This is a genomic window from Roseovarius sp. SK2 (assembly GCF_028807495.1).
In the GTDB taxonomy this organism is placed as follows: Bacteria; Pseudomonadota; Alphaproteobacteria; order Rhodobacterales; family Rhodobacteraceae; genus Roseovarius; species Roseovarius confluentis.
Genome location: NZ_JARAMK010000002.1, coordinates 213,520 through 232,069 on the forward strand (window position 1 = coordinate 213,520; position 18,550 = coordinate 232,069).

An 18,550-nucleotide genomic window follows, 5' to 3' on the forward strand; every position below is an offset into this window, starting at 1 on the left:
CCTACCGGGAAAGAACAGGGACGTCCGGATACTCCCGCGTCAACATCGCTTCGGAGAAATCTTGCCGATCACGGAAGAGTTTGCGCCCGATCGCCTTGAAAATGAACTTTCTTGCTGGGAATGACGCTGTCCCCGTTCTAGTTTGTTCGCGGATGGGGGACACGCGCAGCGCGGCACTGGCGCATGACGCATTCTGCCCATAGTCACGCCTTGGGCCCGCTGCGGGCCCCGGAAACGGAGCTGCCTGTTGTTCGAATGTCGTCGCGTCGCGCCCTGGTTTGTCATCTTGACCTTGCTGTTGATCCGCCCCGTGCTGGCGGTCGAAGCCACGGTCCAGGTCCGGGGAGCACCGCAGGACCTGGTAGAGTACCTCAGCAGGTCCTCGCTTTCCGTTGAAACCGCTGGCACCGAGGACGCCACGGCGCAGGACATCCTCGCCGCCGCCCGCGCTGATTACGCCCGCATGGTTGGCGCGCTCTACGACGCGGGCTATTACGGCGGCGTGGTCAGCATCCGCGTCGACGGGCGCGAGGCGGCCGACATCTCGCCCATCGCCGGGCCCAGCCGCGTGAACCGTGTCGACGTGATCGTGCAACCCGGAACACCTTTCACTTTTTCCCGTGCTGCCATCGGCCCGGTCGCCCCTGAAACCGAGTTGCCCGAAGGGTATGCCCGTGGTCAGCGCGCCGGCGCCAGCGTCATCCGCAGAACGGCAGAGGCGGGCGTCACCGGCTGGCGCGAGGCCGGCCACGCCAAGGTCGAACTCGACGGCCAGTCGATCACCGCCGACCACCGCAATTCGACGCTGGCATCCGAGATCCGCCTGTCCCCCGGCCCACAGCTGCGCTTCGGCGACCTCGTGATCACCCGCCCCAGCGCCGTGCGCGCCAACCGCATCCGCGCCATCGCCGGCCTGCCCTCGGGCAAGGTCTTTTCGCCCGAGGAACTCGAAGATGCCAGCCAGCGCCTGCGCCGCACCGGCGCGTTCCGCTCGGTCGTGCTGAACGAGGCCGAGGTGCCCAACCCCGACGGCACGCTCGATATCCAGGCCGAGGTCATCGACGCCAAGCCCCGCCGCATCGGCTTCGGCGCCGAAATCGCCTCGCTCGAAGGCCTGACGCTCAGCGGCTTCTGGCTCCACCGTAACCTTCTTGGCGGCGCCGAACGCCTGCGAATCGAAGGCGAGGTAGGCGGCATCGGCGGCGACTCGGGCGGCATCGACTATCGCCTCTCCGCCCGGTTCGAGCGCCCCGCCACCTTCACGCCCGACACCACCGCCTTTCTCCAGGCCCGGGCCGAGGAACTGGACGAAGAGGAATACCGCCAGCGCACCTTCGAGATCGGCGGCGGCGTGTCGCACATCTTCTCGGACGAGTTGGAAGGCGAGATCGGCATCGCCTATCAATATGCCGAGATCGACGACGACCTCGGCTCGCGCACCAACGAACTGCTGCTGCTGCCGGGCAAGCTGACCTTCGACAATCGCGACGACCCGCTGGACGCCACGGAAGGGTTTTACGTCGGGCTGGAGGCCACGCCGTTTCTTGCGCTCGACGCGGGCGACCCGGCCTTCCGCCTCTATGCCGACGCGCGGACCTACGTGGGCTTCGGCGAAAACGACACGATCGTGCTGGCCGGGCGCACCCAGGTCGGCTCGGTCACCGGCGCATCGCTCGTGGACGTGCCGCCCGACATGCTGTTCTTCTCTGGCGGCTCCAACACGGTGCGCGGCCAGCCCTACCAGTCGCTCGGCGTCGATCTTGGCGGCGGCAACACCAGCGGCGGCCGCTCGTTCCTCGCGTTCTCTGGCGAGGTACGCGCCCGGGTAGCCGACGCCTGGCAGGTTGTGGGCTTTGCCGACACCGGCTTTGTCGGTCGCGACAGCTTCGGCAGCGACAACGGCGACTGGCATTCCGGTGCCGGCTTCGGCATCCGCTACGACACCGGCATCGGCCCGATCCGCTTTGACGTGGCCACCCCGCTCGACGGCGACGCGGGCGAGGATTACGAGTTCTACATCGGTATTGGACAGGCATTCTGATGCGCCTACTGCTTTCTTTCCTTCTCATTCTCACCTTCGCGATCTCGACGCCCCTGCTGGCCCAGGATCAGGAGGAACAAGACAAGTCCTTCATCGAGAACTGGCTGCAGGACAACCTCTCCGGCGCGGGCCGCGATGTAAATGTCACCGGGTTTCGCGGCGCTCTTTCGTCCAATGCCACGCTCGAACAGCTGACAATCGCCGACGAGAATGGCGTCTGGCTGACCCTTCGCGACGCATCGCTGGTCTGGTCCCGGTCCGCCCTGCTGCGCGGCCGGCTGGAGGTCGATGAGCTTACTGCCGCCGAAGTCATCCTCGAACGTCTGCCCGCCGGCGGTGAAACCGTCAGCACCGACGACGCCGAGGCCACACAGTTCTCATTGCCTGAACTGCCCGTGTCGGTGAATGTCGAACTGGTCCAGATAGAGAGTGTGGAACTCGGGGAGTCCGTGCTTGGCGAACCGGCCCGGCTGTCGCTGGAAGGCAGCGTCAACCTGGCCGACGGTCAGGGCGCCGCCAACCTCGCCATCCAGCGGCTGGACCGGCAGGACAGCCTGACTTTCGAAGGCTCCTTTGCGAACGAAACCCGCGTCCTCGCACTCGATCTCGATTTCGAGGAAGGCCCCGAAGGCATCGTCTCCACCCTGCTCGGCATCCCGGATACGCCCGCCCTGCGTCTGCAGGTGACCGGCGACGCCCCCCTGTCGGATTTCTCCGCACGCATCCTGCTCAGCTCCGATGGCCAGGAACGCTTTGGCGGCACCGTGAATGTCGGCGCCATCGACGGCGACGATGCCCAGGGCTACACCTTCGCCGCAGACCTTGATGGCGACCTGCGCCCGCTGTTCGAAGAACAGTTCCAACCCTTCTTTGGCGAAGCAACAAGCCTCGCCGTCTCCGGCCAGACCGAGGCAACCGGTCGGCTGGTACTCGACGAACTGGCTCTCGCCTCCGAGGCGCTGGAGCTTCAGGGCAACCTAGCGCTTTCCGCCTCCGGCTGGCCCGAAACGCTCCAGCTTGAGGGCCGCATCGGCAGCGACGAGGGCGATGTCGTGCGCCTTCCGATCTCCGGCGCGCCGACAACGCTTCAGAATGCCCGGCTCACCGCCAGCTTCGATGCCGCACAGGACGACGCGTGGCAGGCTGAAATGCAGATCGTCGACCTCGTTCAGGATAACGGAGTGCAACTGGACCGTGCCACCCTTGCGGGCACCGGCCAGATCACGGATGCACCCGACAGATCCTTTTCCGGCGACATCACCTTCAATGCCGAAGGCGTGGATCATTCCGACCCCGCGCTGGCCGAGGCCATCGGCGCCGCGCCGGCGGGCAGCATGACCCTCGACTGGCAACAGGATCAGCCCCTTGTGATCGACGCGCTCGACGTCGAAAGCGGCAACGTCACCCTCACGGCCAACGGTGAACTCGAGAGCCTCGAAGACGGCTTTCCCTTCACCGGCAGCGCGACTCTGAACGCCGCCGACCTCTCGCGCTTTGCGGCCATTTCGAACCAGGATATCTCCGGCGCCGCCAATGCCACGCTGGAAGGCACAGGCACGCTTCTGGGCGGGTCATTCGATATCGAACTCGAGGCCGAAACCAACGATCTGGCCATCGGCCAACCGCGCCTCGACCCGCTGATGACCGGCCAGGGCACCCTGTCGCTGGCCGCGCGCCGCGACACCACAGGCACCGTGCTTGAACGCCTCACGATCCAGACACAGGCCCTTGCCGCCAATGCTTCCGGCCGGCTCGACGCGGATGACGGCCAGCTGGGCATCGAGGCACGGCTGCAGAACGTCGCGCAAGTCGAGCCCACGCTGTCCGGCCCGGCCACGCTGACGACGTCGGTCAACTGGAGCACTGGCGACGCGCTCAACATCTCCGCGCTCGAAGCCACCCTGGCCGAGGCCACGCTCACTGGCAGCGGCGCGGTCTTCCCCGAAGACCCGAACCTGCCCGCCGAGGGCAAGGTGACCCTCGCCGCGCAGGACCTGTCGCGCTTTGCCCAACTCGCGGGCCGTGATCTGGACGGCGCGGCGACCGTTGTGCTCGAAGGCTCCGGACGCATCCGCGGCGGCGCGTTCGACATCGTGCTCGACGCCGAAACCAATGACGTGGAAATCGGCGAGCCGCGCGTCGACGCGCTGATGAACGGCGCGGGCACAGTGTCCATCGCCGCACAGCGCGACACCGACGGTACCGTGCTCGAACGCTTCTCGGTGCGCACCCCGGCGCTCGAGGCCGATGCCTCGGGCCGGCTCGACTCCGACGATGGCGAACTGACCCTGAAGGCCGCCATCGCCGACCTCGCCCGAATCGAACCGCGCATGTCCGGCCCCGCCACGCTCGACACCGCCGCCACTTGGGAAAAGGGCGGCGCGGTCACCATCTCGCGGCTCGAGGCCTCCGGCGCAGGCACGACCCTGTCGGCCACCGGCGCCGCCTTCCCCGAGGATGCACTGCTGCCGGTCGAAGGCCAGATGACGCTCAATGCCAGCGACCTGTCACGCCTCGCGCCGCTCCTGAACCGCCCGCTGACCGGCACGCTCGACATGACGCTCGAAGGCTCCGGCCAGGTTCGCGGCCGCACGCTCGACATCACGACCGATATCGACGGCTCCAACCTGCGCACCGGCATCGCCCAGGTCGATCAACTGATCGCCGGCAGTATCGACGCCCGCGCCTCCGTCGCACTGGGCGAGTCCGCGCCCGGCATCCGCTATATCGAGATCCAGACGCCCCGCGTGACCGTCGACGCCCAAGGCAGCGGCCCCGGCGCGCCCGTCAACCTGTCGGCCCGGCTGGCCGACCTTGGCATATTCGTGCCCGCCTTCCCCGGCGCGGTTTCGGCCAACGGCACGATCACCATCGTCGACCGGGCCGGCGAACGGATCCGGCTGTCGCTCGATGCCACCGGCCCCGGCGGCATCAATGCACGCGTGAACGGGTCGATCAACAGCTACGGCAGCAGCCTCGATCTCGACGTGAACGGCTCCGCGCCCCTCGCGCTGGCCAACCCGTTCCTGGCGCCACGGTCCATTGTCGGCCTTGCCAATTTCGACCTCAGCGTCAACGGCCCGCCCGCGCTGAATTCCCTTTCGGGCGTGGTCAACGTATCGGACGGCCGCTTCGCCCTGCCGTCCCTTTCGACCGCCATCACCGGCATCACCGGCGCTGTCCGCCTGGCCTCGGGCCGGGCCGAAACAAACATTACCGCCTCGATGGGCACCGGCGGCAATTTCCGCGTGCGCGGGCCGATCACCCTGTCGGCCCCGTTCAACGCCAATCTCGAAGCCGCGCTCAACGATCTCGTCGTCACTGATCCCGACCTCTACACGACAACCCTGTCGGGTCAGGTCGGCATCAACGGCCCGCTCACCGGCGGCGCCACGATCGGCGGCACGGTCAACCTGGGCCGGACCGAACTGCGCGTGCCCTCGGGCAGCGGCACCCGCACCCCGGGCGACATTCCCGAGATCACCCATGTGGGCGAACCCGCCGACGTGCGCCGAACCCGCGCCCGCGCCGGCATCATCGGGCAGGACAGCGGCGGCAATCCCGTCGCCTTCCCCCTGGACCTTGTCATCAACGCACCAAACCGGATCTTCGTGCGCGGCCGCGGCCTCGACGCCGAACTGGGTGGCCGCGTGCGCCTTCAGGGCACCACCGCCGACGTCGTGCCCAGCGGCCTTTTCGAACTGATCCGGGGCCGGCTCGACATCTTGGGCCGCCGCCTCGAGCTGACCGAAGGCGTCATCGACCTGCGCGGCGCGCTCGACCCCTACCTGCGCTTCGTGGCCGAGACGGAAAATGACGGCATCCTTGTGCGCACCATCATCGAGGGGCTGGCAAGCTCGCCTTCCGTTTCGTTCGAATCCGTGCCCGACCTGCCCCAGGACGAGGCCGTCGCACGGCTGCTCTTCGGTCGTGGGCTCGAAGACATCTCGGCCTTCCAGGCAGCCCAGCTGGTCGCCGCCGCCGCCACGCTTTCGGGCCAGCGCTCCGGCGGGCTGGACATTCGCGGCGCCCTCGGCCTCAGCGATCTCGACGTGTCGACTTCCGAGGATGGCGCGACACAGGTCACCGCCGGCGCCTACCTGTCGGAAAACCTTTATTCCGAGGTCACCGCCGACAGCGAAGGCAACCAGGAGATCAACCTCAACCTCGACATCGGGCGCAACCTGACGGTCAAGGGCTCGACCAGCACCACCGGCAACACCGGCGTCGGCATCTTTTTTGAGAAGGACTACTGAGCGTCCACTGACGGTTCGGACGCATCCGGCGCCAGCAGGTCCGCGATCGCCCGGAACCGTTCGGCCAGCGGGCTGGTCTTGCGCCAGATCATGCCCACCTGCCGCCTCGGCTGCGGCCCACGGAACCGCGCCACCGAGACCGGCGCCGACCGGGTTTCCACCGGCACCGCCATTTCGGGGATCAACGTGATCCCCATCCCCGCGCCCACCATCTGCACCAACGTCGACAGCGACGTGCCTTCCAGCCCGTCGCGCGGCCCGCCGCCGGGGATATTGCAAAACGCCAGCGCCTGGTCGCGAAAGCAATGCCCCTCCTCCAGCAGCAACAGGCGCCGCATGTGCAGTGTGGTCACGTCCGGCACCGGCGCATCCGCCTCTGCTTCGGGGCGGACCAGCACCATAGGTTCCTCGAAGACCGGGTATTCTTCCAGCGACCGCTCCGACACCGGCAGCGCGACAAGCGCCAGATCCAGCCCGCCCTCACCCAGCTCCGCGATCAGGCGCGGCGTGATGCTCTCGCGCACCTGCACGTCCAGATCGGGAAACGCCCCGTTCAGCCGCGTCAGGAACCGCGGAAGAAGATAGGGCGCGATCGTCGGGATGACCCCCAGCCGCAGTCGCCCGCTCAACCCCTCCTGCGCCTTGCGCGCAAGGTCCGACAGCTCGTCGACCGACCGCAGGATCTCGCGCACCCGCTCCGCGAACTCCACCCCGAACCCGGTCAACCGCACCTCGCGCGTCGTGCGCTCGAACAGCGCCGCCCCCGCCGACGCCTCCAATGCCTTGATCTGCACCGAAAGCGCCGGCTGGGTGACCGCGCAAATCTCGGCGGCCTGCCCGAAATGGCCCGTCCGGGCCAGCACCTCGAAATAGCGCAACTGTTTCAGCGAGAGATTTTTCATAAGAAACATTTATCAATCCAATCAATAAATGCAACTTATTCTCATTGAAATGCCTTGCTATGCTTCGCCCTGTGAAAGCGATTCCCGCGTTGCATCGCGCGCGGCAATGCTTACGTCTTTTAAACAAGCAATCGGCCCCGGATCACACGCATCCGGGCACAGTCAGACAGCAAACCCTGGGAGAGACTCAATGGACGGCAACGATCTCGAAAACTCCGGCAAATGCCCGGTCATGCATGGTGCGACGCGGTTCAGCGTCCAATCCAACCGCGATTGGTGGCCGAACCAGCTGAACCTCAAGATCCTGCATCAGAACACCCCTGAATCCGACCCGATGGGCCCCGATTTCAGCTATGCCGAAGCCTTCAAGGGCCTCGACATGGAGGCGCTGAAAAAAGACCTCAAGGCGCTGATGACCGACAGCCAGGACTGGTGGCCGGCCGACTATGGTCACTACGGCGGCTTCTTCATCCGCATGGCGTGGCACTCGGCGGGCACCTACCGCACCTCCGACGGGCGCGGCGGCTCGCGCTCGGGCACCCAGCGGTTTGCGCCACTCAACAGCTGGCCCGACAACGGCAACCTCGACAAGGCCCGCCGCTTGCTCTGGCCGATCAAGCAGAAATACGGCAACGCCATCTCCTGGGCAGACCTGATGATCCTCGCCGGCAACATGGCGATCGAGGACATGGGCGGCCCGATCTTCGGCTTCGGCGGCGGCCGCAAGGACGTGTTCGAGCCCGAGGAAGACGTCTACTGGGGCTCGGAAAAGGAGTGGCTCGCCACCTCCGACAAACCCAACAGCCGCTATTCCGGCGACCGCAAGCTGGAAGATCCGCTTGCCGCCGTGCAGATGGGCCTGATCTACGTGAACCCCGAAGGTCCCGACGGCCAGCCCGATCCGCTCGCCTCGGCCCGCGACATCCGCGAAACCTTCGCGCGCATGGCGATGAACGACTATGAAACCGTCGCGCTGACGGCCGGCGGCCACACGTTCGGCAAAGCACATGGCGCGGGCGATCCATCGCATGTCGGCAGCGAACCCGAGGCCGGCGCGATGGAGGCCCAAGGCTTTGGCTGGCTCTCCACCTACGGCTCCGGCAAAGGCCGCGACGCCATCACGTCGGGCATCGAAGGCGCATGGACGCCTCGCCCGACACAATGGGATATGGGCTATTTCGACGTGCTCTTCGGCTATGAGTGGGAACTGGTCAAAAGCCCCGCCGGCGCATGGCAATGGCAGCCCAAGGACCAGAAGCCCGAGGACATGGCCCCGGACCCCGAGGACCCCTCGAAGCACAATCAGCACATCATGATGACGACGGCCGACATGGCGATGCGCATGGACCCCGAGTACGAGAAAATCTCGCGCCACTTCCATGCCAACCCCGACGAGTTCGCGGACGCCTTCGCCCGCGCGTGGTTCAAGCTGACCCACCGCGATATGGGCCCGCGCTCCATGTATCTGGGCAACGAGGTGCCGGACGAAGTGCTGATCTGGCAGGATCCGGTGCCCGAGGTCGATCACCCGCTGGTCGATGACGCCGACGTGGCCAGCCTCAAGGCCAAGCTGCGCGATTCCGGCCTGTCGGTCTCCGAACTGGCCTACACGGCATGGTCCTCGGCCTCGACCTTCCGCGGCTCGGACATGCGCGGCGGCGCCAATGGTGCCCGCATCCGTCTTGCTCCGCAAAAGGACTGGGACGTCAACCAGCCCGAGCAACTGGCCAAGGTCCTGAAGGTCCTCGAAGGCATCAAGTCGGACTTCGACGCGTCCGCCTCGGGCGGCAAGAAGATCTCGCTGGCCGATCTCATCGTTCTGGGCGGTAACGCCGCTGTCGAGGCGGCCGCGAAGTCCGGCGGTCACGAGGTCACCGTGCCCTTTACCCCGGGCCGGTCCGACGCCACCGACGAGATGACCGACGCCGAGTCCTTCGAGATCATGGAGCCGCAGGCCGATGGTTTCCGCAACTACCTCTCCGGCGACTTCACCGTCTCGGCCGAGGAGCTGATGATCGACCGCGCGCATCTGCTGGGCCTCTCGGCACCGCAGATGACCGTTCTGATCGGCGGGTTGCGGATGCTGGGCACCAATTACGGCGGCACCGCGCACGGCGTCTTCACCGACCGTGTCGGCACGCTCAGCAACGACTTCTTCGTCAACCTGATGGACATGGGCACAGTCTGGGAAGCCACCGACGACAAGGGCATGACCTTCGTCGGGAAGGACCGCAAGACCGGCGACAAGAAGTGGGATGCGACCCGCTGCGATCTCGTCTTCGGCTCGAACTCGCAACTGCGGGCGCAAGCCGAGGTCTACGCACAGGCCGACAATGGCGGCAAGTTCGTCAAGGACTTCGTCAAGGCATGGGCCAAGGTCATGGATGCCGACCGGGTCCAACCGGGCTAAGGGCCTGATGCCATGCTGAAAAACAGACGGCGTCCCGGATCATCCCGGGGCGCCGTCGGCGTTTCGGCGCCCCTGCGCAAACTGTCGCACCCCGCCCCCGGCAGTCATCCAACCCTGTCCCGCGCACGTAGCACGTGCAAGAGAGGATGATATGACAAAGCTACCCAAAGACACCACGCTACTGATCCTCGAGAATGACGACGTCTTCCGCGAGCAATTGTCCAAGGTCATGGCCAGCCGCGGCTTTGATCCCATTCCGGCTGGCACCGTGGCCGAGGCCGCCGCCGCGATCGACGCGCGACAACCTGCCTTCGCCATCATCGACCTGCATCTCGGCGAAGGTTCGGGGCTCGAGGTGATCGAGATGCTAAAGAAACAGCGTACTTCCGCCCGCGCCCTCGTCCTGACCGGCTACGGTGACACACCCACTGCCGTCGCGGCAGTCAAGCTCGGTGCCATCGACTACCTGGCCAAGCCCGCCGACGGGGACGAGATCGTCGACGCCCTGCTGGCCGCAGAAGGGGTTCAGCCCCCGGCGCCCGAAAACCCGATATCGCCCGAAGAGGCCAAGCGCGTACATATCGAACGCTTCCTGGAACGCACCGACGGCAACATCACCAAAACGGCACAACTGCTCAAGATGCACCGCCGCACGCTTCAGCGTATTCTCAAGCGCGAGCCCGAACTGGGCAAGGACCCGGGCTGATCGTGCAGGGTGCGGAAGATACCCGGCTGACGGTCTACTACGATTGGTCTTGCCCGCTTTGCCGGGCCGAAGTCGGTTTCTACCAGAAACGCGACCGGGCAGACCGCATCGCCTTCACCGATATCTCGCGCAGCCAGGAGGACCCCGCACCGGACCTCGATCGCGACGCGGCCATGGGCCGGTTTCACACCCGCCGCCCCGACGGCACACTGGTCTCCGGCGCCGCGGGTTTCTTCGAGGTCTGGAAACGCCTGCCCGGCTGGCGCCATCTCGCCAAGCTGTCGCGCATCCCCGGTATCGTACCCGTCGCCGAGCTGGCCTATCGCGCCTTCCTGCGCCTGCGCCCCGCGCTGGTGCGCCTGCTTGGGCCGCGGCTGGAACGACGCGCCGAAGGCACGCGATGAACGACCAGAACCCGCCCGACCAAAAACGCGCCGCCCGCATCCCGACCGGGCGATTCAACCGCATGGCCCGCACCGGCGGCATGGCCACGGTCCTGGCGGGCAACGTCGCCACACGCGGCGGGTGGGAATTGATGCGCGGCCGCAAGCCCCGCCTGCAAGACCTGCTGATGACACAGTCCAACGTCACCCGCGTGGCCGATCATCTTGCGAACATGCGCGGCGCGGCCATGAAGGCGGGCCAGCTTCTGTCGATGGAAACCGCCGACATGCTTCCGCCCGAGCTGGCCAAGATCCTCGCCCGCCTGCGCGCCGACGCCCAGTTCATGCCGCCCGCGCAGCTGAAGAAAGTGCTGGCCACCAACTGGGGCCGAGATTTCCTGCGTCATTTCAAACGCTTCGACGTGCACCCCATCGCCGCCGCCTCCATCGGACAGGTGCACCGTGCGCAGACCCGCGACGACCGCGACCTCGCGATCAAGGTGCAATATCCCGGCATCCGCGACAGCATCGACAGCGACATGCGCAACCTCGGCCTGATCCTGCGCCGGTCCGGCATGATGCCCGCCAGCTTCGACACGGACCGCCTACTTGCCGATGCCGCCGCTCAGCTGCACGAGGAAACCGACTACGCGCGCGAAGCCGTCGCCATCAACCGCTTCCGCACCCATCTCGCGGATGACCCCGATTTCGTCCTGCCTGCCGTCCACGACGACCTCAGCACGCGCGACATCCTCGCCATGAGTTACGTCGATGGCCAAAGCATCGACACCGCGTCCGAACTGGACCAGCCCACCCGCGACCGCATCGCGACGGCGCTCGTAACCCTGACCTTGCGAGAGCTGTTCGAACTGCACGACATGCAGACCGACCCAAATTTCGCCAACTACGGATACCAGCCCGACACGGGCCATATCGTGCTGCTGGATTTCGGCGCGACGCTGCAATTCGACGCCGGGCGCGTGGACAGCTACCGTGCCCTTTTCAACGCTGCGCTGACCGGTGACGATGCCGCGGCCTGGGATGCGATGATTGCCATCGGTCTCGTCGGCGCCGACACGTCTGACATCGACCGCGCCCACATCCTGCGCCTCTTCGGGATCGCCGCTGAACCGCTGCGCCAGGGCGGCACGCTCGATTTCGCGACCTGCGGCCTCTTGGCCCGCCTGCGCCGCGAGGGGTTGCTCTTGGCCGATGAACAGGTCGACATCCACGCGCCGCCCACCGACACGCTCTTGCTGCAACGCAAGGTGCTGGGCTGCTACCTTCTGGCCGAGCGGCTCCGCGCCCGGGTCGATCTCGACCGGATCCTCGAACGCTTCGCCTAAACCTTGGGCCGCGCCCGCTTGCACCGTCCCGAGCAATAGCGCACCTCGTCCCAGACCTTTTCCCATTTCTTGCGCCACGTGAACGGCCGTCCACAGGTCGCGCAGACCTTCGTGGGCAAATCCGATTTCCGTCGCATTTTCACAGCTTTCGCACGCCCCCTGCCACTCTGGCTTCGCCTCGAAAGCTAGACCGAAACGCCGCGCGGTCATCCCGGCAAACGCCCGTCTCGGCGGTTTGCCCTTCCGTTTTTCAAGTGACGTGAAGGCATCTGCCCATTCGTTGGCTTGCAGCGCCGGACCACTAAGTTATGTTTTCGGGATCAGCCCGAGGATCAACCCGGGCGATATCCAGGGAGATATTCATGAAAACCAAGACAGTCCTTGCCGCCGCATTGCTCGCCACCACGGCGATGACCGGTGCCTCGGCCGAAACGCTGCGATGGGCCCGCGCGGGCGACTCGCTCACGCTCGACCCCCACGCCCAGAACGAGGGGCCGACCCATACCCTCTCGCACCAGATCTACGAGCCGCTGATCATCCGCGACCACTCGGGCGAGTTCCAGGCCGCGCTGGCGACCGACTGGGCGCCCAAGGAAGGCGACCCGAACGTGTGGGTCTTCAACCTGCGCCAGGGCGTCACCTATCACGACGGCGCCGACTTCACCGCCGAGGACGTGGTCTTTTCGATCAACCGCGCCCAGTCCGAAACATCGGCGATGAAGGAACTGCTGACCTCGATCACCGAGGTCCGCGCCGTTGACGACCACACCGTGGAATTCGTCACCGACGGTCCCAACCCGATCCTGCCCGCCAACCTCACCAACCTGTTCATGATGGACAAGGGCTGGGCCGAGGAAAACGACGCCGTCGCAGTTCAGGACGTGGCCAGCGGCGAAACCACCTTTGCCTCGTCCAATACCAACGGCACTGGCGCCTTCACCCTCGTCAGCCGCGAGCCCGACGTGCGCACCGTGCTGGAAGCGAACGAGAATTACTGGGGCAAGGACGAGTTCCCCCTCGACGTGACCGAGATCATCTACACCCCGATCCAGAACGCCGCCACCCGCGTGGCCGCCCTTCTGTCGGGCGAGGTCGACTTCATCCAGGACGTGCCCGTACAGGACCTTGGCCGCGTCGGCGACACCGACGGCCTTGTCGTCAAGACCGCGCCGCAGAACCGCGTCATCTTCTTCGGCATGAACATGGGCGCCGACGATATCGAGAATGACGACGTCGATGGCGCCAACCCGCTGGCCGACGCCAAGGTGCGCAAGGCGATGTCCATGGCGATCAACCGCGACGCCATCAAGCAGGTCGTCATGCGCGACCAGTCGCAGCCCGCGGGCATGATCGCCCCGCCCTTCGTCAACGGCTGGAACGAAGAGATGGACAGCAGCGCCACCACCGACATCGAAGGCGCCAAGGCCCTGATGGAAGAGGCCGGCTATGGCGACGGCTTCAGCATCCAGCTCGACTGCCCGAACGACCGCTACGTCAACGACGAGGCGATCTGCCAGGCCGCCGTCGGGATGCTCGCGCAAATCGGCGTCACCGTGAACCTCGACGCCAAGCCCAAGGCACAGCACTTCCCGCTCATCGAAAACGGCGAGACGGATTTCTACATGCTGGGCTGGGGCGTTCCGACCTACGATTCGGAATACATCTTCAACTTCCTCGTTCATACCCGCGGCGAGGAGCGCGGCAGCTGGAACGGCACCGGCTTCTCCAACTCGGATGTCGACGCCAAGATCGTCAGCCTTGCCTCGGAAACCGATCTCGAGGCGCGCAACGCCACGATCAACGAGATCTGGCAGGTGGTTCAGGAGGAACAGCTCTACATCCCGATCCACCACCAGGTGCTGAACTGGGGCATGACCGATGCGGTCGGCACCGAAGTCAGCCCCGAGGACGATCCCAAGTTCAAGTTCTTCGAGATGAACTAAGCCAATCGCGGGCGGCCTTCCTGGGCCGCCCGCCTGCCGTCACAGCCAGCAAAACAACCGTGCGTGACGACCGCTTCGGGGGCAAAAAATGCTAGCTTACATCATCCGGCGCGTGGCCCAGTCCGTGCTCGTGCTACTCGTGGTGGGCCTCGTGGCCTTCGCCATGTTCCGCTTCGTCGGCGATCCGGTCGATAACATGCTCGGCCAAGAACGCACCGTCGCCGATATAGAGCGTCTGCGCTCCGAACTCGGCCTCGATCAGAATTTCGCCGTGCAATACTACAAGTTCCTGACCAACGCCGTTCAGGGCAATTTCGGCCTCAGCTACCGGCAGGGCCGGCCCGTGGCCGACATCCTGATCGAACGCCTGCCCGCCACGCTGGAACTTGCCTTCGTCTCGGGGCTTCTTGCGCTCATCGGCGGCATCGGGCTTGGCATCTATACCGCGATCCGAAGGCGCGGGATCTCGGCCAACATCATCATGACCGCCTCTCTCATAGGGGTCTCCCTGCCCACCTTCCTGATCGGCATCCTGCTGATCTACGTCTTCTCGGTCGAGCTTGGCTGGCTGCCCAGTTTCGGGCGCGGCGAGGTGACCTTCGTCAACGGCTGGTCCACCGGCTTTCTGACCAAATCCGGGCTTCAGGCACTCATCCTGCCCGCGATCACGCTGGGTCTCTACCAGATGACCCTGATCATGCGGCTGGTGCGCACCGAGATGCTCGAGGTGCTGCGCATGGACTATATCCGCTTCGCCCGCGCCCGCGGCATCCGCGAACGCTCGATCAACTTCCGCCACGCGCTGAAGAACACGCTGGTGCCCGTCATCACCATCACCGGGCTTCAGCTGGGCTCCATCATCGCCTTCGCCATCATCACCGAAACCGTGTTCCAGTGGCCCGGCGTCGGCCTGCTCTTCATCAACGCGATCCAATTCGTCGATATCCCCGTGATGGCAGCCTACCTGATGATGATCTCGGTCATGTTCGTGGGCATCAACCTCATCGTCGACATGCTCTATTTCGCCATCGACCCGCGCCTGCGCGTCGACCGCAGCGCCGCAGGAGGCCACTGATGACCGATGCACCCGTCACGACCCCGGCGCCGAAAGTGCGCGACAGCCGCTTCCGCCGCATCTGGGAAAGCGATTTCATGTGGTCCTTCCGGCACGCGCCGGTGGCCATCGCCTCCTTCGCGGTGGTGCTGATCCTGATCCTTTCGGCCGTATTCGCACCGCTCATCGCGCCGTTTGACCCGTTCAACCCGGCCTCGCTGAACCTGATGAACGGCTTCACGCCGCCGGGCGAGGCGAACGCCTTCACCGGCGACACCTTCCTGCTGGGCACCGACGACCAGGGCCGCGACGTCTTTTCGACCATCCTCTACGGGATGCGCATCTCGCTTTTCGTGGGTTTCGCGGCGGTCTTCCTCGCCATGCTGATCGGCATCACGCTGGGGCTGATCGCGGGCTATGTCGGCGGCTGGACCGAAACGATCATCATGCGCATCGCCGATGTGCAGCTGACCTTCCCGGCGATCCTTGTGGCCATGCTGATCTTCGGCATCGCCAAGGGCATCACGCCGCCCGCCTATCGCGACCAGATGGCGCTCTGGGTGCTGATCCTCGCCATCGGCCTGTCCGATTGGGTGCAGTTCGCCCGCGTCGTGCGCGGCACGACTCTGGTGGAAAAGAACAAGGAATATGTCCAGGCCGCCCGCCTGATCGGCCGCTCGCCCATCATCATCATGCTCAAGCATATCCTGCCCAACGTGCTCAACCCGGTGCTGGTCATCGCCACGATTTCGCTGGCCCTCGCCATCATCGCCGAGGCCACGCTCAGCTTCCTCGGCGTCGGCGCCCCGCCCACGAAACCCTCGCTCGGCACGCTCATCCGCATCGGACAGGAGTTCATGTTCTCCGGCGAATGGTGGATCCTGCTCTTCCCCGCCGGCACCCTGCTGGCGCTGGCGCTGTCGATCAACCTGCTGGGCGACTGGCTGCGCGACGCATTGAACCCGAGGCTGAGATGACCGAATCGCTTTCAGCGCATGGTGAAGGGCTGCTTCAGGGGCGCGGTCGTAAACGGCAACCGCGCTTCGGTGTAAGGCGCGGCGGTGCACCATTCATCGACCACCTCGTGCCAGGTGACATCACCCTCGGTGGCATGGACCGTCACGGTCGTGCCCTCGATCGTGAAAATGCCCGTACCGATCATGTTGAGGAACAAGGCAAAAGCTTCATTGGAAAGGCACATGCATGGCCTCCTTTCTTTGCTCGATATTCCTCCCTGACTTCGGTTGCTCCCAGATTAACGCGGAGTCCCACGACGCCACACCAAAACCACGCCGCACCGCAGCAAAAGTGCTGCAATTGCAAAATATCGCCCGCTTTTAAGGCAGTCCGCGCCGCACAACAGTCACGGCAGATCGCAAAAGGCAGCACCGCATGACAGACACACCCGTCCTCTCCGTCCGCGATCTGACCGTGGAAATTCCCACCCGGCACGGCATCCTGCGCCCCGTCGATCACGTCAGCTACGACATCCGCGCGGGCGAGATCCTGGGCGTCGTGGGCGAATCCGGCGCCGGGAAATCCATGACCGGCAACGCCGTCATCGGCCTGCTGGACCCGCCCGCCCGCATCACCGGCGGCGAAGTGCTGCTGAAAGGCGAGCCCATCCACGACATCCCGCGCAGCAAGCTGCGCCGCCTGCGGGGCAAGCATATGGGCATGATCTTTCAAGACCCGCTGACATCGCTCAACCCGCTCCTGACCATCGGCGACCAACTGACCGAGACCATCACCGAGCACCTGAACGTCGGGCAGGACGAGGCCCGCAAACGCGCCATCGCGGCGCTGGACGAGGTCGGCATCCCCGCCGCCTCCGCCCGCATCGACAGCTACCCGCACGAGTTTTCCGGCGGCATGCGCCAGCGCGTCGTCATCGCCCTCGCGCTCTGCGCCGAGCCGGAACTGGTCATCGCCGACGAACCCACGACCGCGCTCGACGTCTCTGTCCAGGCCCAGATCGTATCCCTTCTGAAACGCCTCTGCCGCGAACGCGGCGTCGCCGTCATGCTGGTCACCCACGACATGGGCGTCATCGCCGAGGCCGCCGACCGCGTCGCCGTCATGTATGCCGGCCGCCTGGCCGAGCTTGGCCCGGTACGCGAGGTCATCACCAACGCCCACCATCCCTATACAGCGGGCCTCATGGCCTCGACCCCGCTGGCCAGCGTGGGGCAAAAGCGCCTGAAACAGATCCCCGGCGCCATGCCCCGCCTTGGCGCCCTGCCCGACGGCTGCGCCTTCCACCCGCGCTGCGAATATGCGCAGGACAAGTGCCGCCGAGAACCCGGCCCCAGCATCGAGGCCTGCGACGGCCGCGCCGCCTGCTGGTTCCCGCTCGGCACCACGCAAAAGGAGGACACCGTCGCATGAGCGCCCTGATCTCCATCCGCAACCTCACCCGCCGCTTCGACGTCTCGAAACCGTGGCTCAACCGCGTGATCGAGCGGCTGAACAAGGCGTATCTGACGGCTGTCTCCGACGTCTCCTTCGATATCGAGGAAAACAGCGTCTATGCCCTCGTCGGCGAAAGCGGCTCTGGCAAGTCCACCATCGGCAAGATCGTCGTCGGCCTCACCCCTCCCTCCGAGGGCAGCGTCAAGATCAACGGCACCGACCTGGCGACCGAGACCGACGCCGCCAAGATCGAAGCGGTGCGCGACGAGATCCAGATGATATTCCAGGATCCCTTCGCCTCGCTCAACCCACGCTGGCGGGTGCGCGACATCATCGCCGAACCCGTCGCGGCCAAGGGCGGCGACACCGCCGGACTGGCCGAACGCCTGCTGGAGCAGGTCGGCCTCTCCGCCGCCGACGCCTCCAAGTACCCGCACGAATTCTCGGGCGGTCAGCGCCAGCGGATCTGCATCGCCCGCGCGCTGGCGTCCGAACCCAAGATCATCGTCTGCGACGAGCCCACCTCGGCGCTCGACGTCTCGGTGCAAAGCCAGGTTCTCAACCTCATGTCCGACCTGCGCGAGGAGTTCGGACTTACCTATCTTTTCATCAGCCACGACCTGACCGTCGTGCGCCACATGGCCGACCGGATCGGCGTGCTCTACCTTGGCCGCCTGGTCGAGGAAGCGCCGCGCGACGCGCTCTTCACCGACCCCAAGCATCCCTACACCCAGATGCTGTTCGACGCCGCACCCCGCATGGATGCCTTCGGGCGCGAGGTCGATCCCCCCAAGGGCGAAATCCCCGACGCGATCAACCCGCCGTCGGGCTGCGCCTTTCATCCACGCTGCCCCATCGCCATCGACAGGTGCAGCAAGGAACGCCCCGAGATGCGCCTTCTGGGCCAGACCCGCGTCGCCTGCCACCGGGCGGAATAATCGGCCCGAAGGCCGAGGCGTCCCCTCCGGACCGCGCCAGACCTTGTTTTCAAGGCCGGACATAGTGCGCCTTTACCACATATTGGAAAAATCACTTTACCAATTTGCCGGTTTGCCATTACGCTCGGAAGCGTCGGAAACCTGAAAATACAGGACCGG

14 protein-coding genes are annotated in these 18,550 nt (G+C 65.7%); 11 read left to right on the forward strand and 3 right to left on the reverse strand.

The window, feature by feature from the left end:
* Nucleotides 1-286: 286 nt before the first annotated feature.
* The gene (locus PVV74_RS05295) at nt 287-2,041 is read left to right on the forward strand and encodes an autotransporter assembly complex protein TamA (RefSeq protein WP_274592496.1); all 1,755 of its coding nucleotides are present in this window, start codon (nt 287-289) and stop codon (nt 2,039-2,041) included.
* Nucleotides 2,041-6,297 (forward strand): translocation/assembly module TamB domain-containing protein, encoded by a 4,257-nt coding sequence (locus PVV74_RS05300; RefSeq protein ID WP_274592497.1) that lies wholly within the window; start codon nt 2,041-2,043, stop codon nt 6,295-6,297. Before PVV74_RS05295 ends, PVV74_RS05300 begins: the two co-directional genes overlap by 1 nt.
* Here the strand turns inward: PVV74_RS05300 and PVV74_RS05305 are convergent.
* Entirely contained in the window at nt 6,291-7,199 is a 909-nt protein-coding gene (locus tag PVV74_RS05305; protein ID WP_274592712.1) for a hydrogen peroxide-inducible genes activator, read from the reverse strand. The genes PVV74_RS05300 and PVV74_RS05305 overlap by 7 nt on opposite strands.
* A gap of 190 nt (nt 7,200-7,389) precedes the next feature.
* Between PVV74_RS05305 and katG the strand changes: the two genes are divergently transcribed.
* The 4 genes from katG (at nt 7,390) to PVV74_RS05325 (ending at nt 12,044) form a co-directional block, all read left to right on the forward strand.
* Nucleotides 7,390-9,609: a catalase/peroxidase HPI gene (gene katG, locus PVV74_RS05310; RefSeq protein WP_274592498.1), complete on the forward strand. Its 2,220-nt coding sequence runs from the start codon at nt 7,390-7,392 to the stop codon at nt 9,607-9,609.
* Nucleotides 9,610-9,760: 151 nt separating this feature from the next.
* On the forward strand, nt 9,761-10,315 hold the full coding sequence (locus PVV74_RS05315; protein WP_274592499.1) for a response regulator transcription factor: 555 nt from the start codon (nt 9,761-9,763) through the stop codon (nt 10,313-10,315).
* A gap of 2 nt (nt 10,316-10,317) precedes the next feature.
* Nucleotides 10,318-10,719, forward strand: coding sequence for a thiol-disulfide oxidoreductase DCC family protein (locus PVV74_RS05320; RefSeq protein ID WP_274592500.1), 402 nt, complete (start codon nt 10,318-10,320; stop codon nt 10,717-10,719).
* Entirely contained in the window at nt 10,716-12,044 is a 1,329-nt protein-coding gene (locus tag PVV74_RS05325; RefSeq protein ID WP_274592501.1) for an ABC1 kinase family protein, read from the forward strand. The genes PVV74_RS05320 and PVV74_RS05325 overlap by 4 nt, the downstream gene beginning before the upstream one ends.
* On the opposite strand, the gene PVV74_RS05330 is transcribed toward PVV74_RS05325, so the two are convergent.
* Nucleotides 12,041-12,181, reverse strand: coding sequence for a DUF2256 domain-containing protein (locus PVV74_RS05330; RefSeq protein WP_211286116.1), 141 nt, complete (start codon nt 12,179-12,181; stop codon nt 12,041-12,043). The genes PVV74_RS05325 and PVV74_RS05330 overlap by 4 nt on opposite strands.
* Before the next feature lie 225 nt (nt 12,182-12,406).
* On the opposite strand from PVV74_RS05330, the gene PVV74_RS05335 reads away from it, so the two are divergent.
* The 3 genes from PVV74_RS05335 (at nt 12,407) to PVV74_RS05345 (ending at nt 16,018) form a co-directional block, all read left to right on the forward strand.
* Nucleotides 12,407-13,987, forward strand: a complete 1,581-nt coding sequence (locus PVV74_RS05335; RefSeq protein WP_103762280.1) for an ABC transporter substrate-binding protein — start codon at nt 12,407-12,409, stop codon at nt 13,985-13,987.
* Between the two features lie 88 nt (nt 13,988-14,075).
* Nucleotides 14,076-15,062 carry an ABC transporter permease gene (locus tag PVV74_RS05340; protein ID WP_103762279.1) on the forward strand — a complete coding sequence of 329 codons (987 nt, stop codon included), beginning with the start codon at nt 14,076-14,078 and terminating at the stop codon, nt 15,060-15,062.
* The gene (locus PVV74_RS05345) at nt 15,062-16,018 is read left to right on the forward strand and encodes an ABC transporter permease (protein ID WP_103762278.1); all 957 of its coding nucleotides are present in this window, start codon (nt 15,062-15,064) and stop codon (nt 16,016-16,018) included. Before PVV74_RS05340 ends, PVV74_RS05345 begins: the two co-directional genes overlap by 1 nt.
* Before the next feature lie 11 nt (nt 16,019-16,029).
* Here the strand turns inward: PVV74_RS05345 and PVV74_RS05350 are convergent, their stop codons facing one another.
* Nucleotides 16,030-16,242: a hypothetical protein gene (locus PVV74_RS05350; RefSeq protein ID WP_274592502.1), complete on the reverse strand. Its 213-nt coding sequence runs from the start codon at nt 16,240-16,242 to the stop codon at nt 16,030-16,032.
* 191 nt (nt 16,243-16,433) lie between these two features.
* On the opposite strand from PVV74_RS05350, the gene PVV74_RS05355 reads away from it, so the two are divergent.
* Nucleotides 16,434-17,429 (forward strand): ABC transporter ATP-binding protein, encoded by a 996-nt coding sequence (locus PVV74_RS05355; RefSeq protein WP_274592503.1) that lies wholly within the window; start codon nt 16,434-16,436, stop codon nt 17,427-17,429.
* Nucleotides 17,426-18,391: an ABC transporter ATP-binding protein gene (locus tag PVV74_RS05360; RefSeq protein ID WP_274592504.1), complete on the forward strand. Its 966-nt coding sequence runs from the start codon at nt 17,426-17,428 to the stop codon at nt 18,389-18,391. Before PVV74_RS05355 ends, PVV74_RS05360 begins: the two co-directional genes overlap by 4 nt.
* The last annotated feature ends 159 nt before the right edge of the window (nt 18,392-18,550 follow it).

Excerpts from the sequence above, each read along its gene's own strand:
- PVV74_RS05300 (WP_274592497.1), top strand. The coding sequence starts at position 2,041 with ATGCGCCTACTGCTTTCTTTCCTTCTCATTCTCACCTTCGCGATCTCG.
- PVV74_RS05305 (WP_274592712.1), bottom strand. The coding sequence starts at position 7,199 with ATGAAAAATCTCTCGCTGAAACAGTTGCGCTATTTCGAGGTGCTGGCC.
- katG (WP_274592498.1), top strand. The coding sequence starts at position 7,390 with ATGGACGGCAACGATCTCGAAAACTCCGGCAAATGCCCGGTCATGCAT.
- PVV74_RS05315 (WP_274592499.1), top strand. The coding sequence starts at position 9,761 with ATGACAAAGCTACCCAAAGACACCACGCTACTGATCCTCGAGAATGAC.
- PVV74_RS05325 (WP_274592501.1), top strand. The coding sequence starts at position 10,716 with ATGAACGACCAGAACCCGCCCGACCAAAAACGCGCCGCCCGCATCCCG.
- PVV74_RS05330 (WP_211286116.1), bottom strand. The coding sequence starts at position 12,181 with ATGCGACGGAAATCGGATTTGCCCACGAAGGTCTGCGCGACCTGTGGA.
- PVV74_RS05335 (WP_103762280.1), top strand. The coding sequence starts at position 12,407 with ATGAAAACCAAGACAGTCCTTGCCGCCGCATTGCTCGCCACCACGGCG.
- PVV74_RS05340 (WP_103762279.1), top strand. The coding sequence starts at position 14,076 with ATGCTAGCTTACATCATCCGGCGCGTGGCCCAGTCCGTGCTCGTGCTA.
- PVV74_RS05345 (WP_103762278.1), top strand. The coding sequence starts at position 15,062 with ATGACCGATGCACCCGTCACGACCCCGGCGCCGAAAGTGCGCGACAGC.
- PVV74_RS05350 (WP_274592502.1), bottom strand. The coding sequence starts at position 16,242 with ATGTGCCTTTCCAATGAAGCTTTTGCCTTGTTCCTCAACATGATCGGT.
- PVV74_RS05355 (WP_274592503.1), top strand. The coding sequence starts at position 16,434 with ATGACAGACACACCCGTCCTCTCCGTCCGCGATCTGACCGTGGAAATT.
- PVV74_RS05360 (WP_274592504.1), top strand. The coding sequence starts at position 17,426 with ATGAGCGCCCTGATCTCCATCCGCAACCTCACCCGCCGCTTCGACGTC.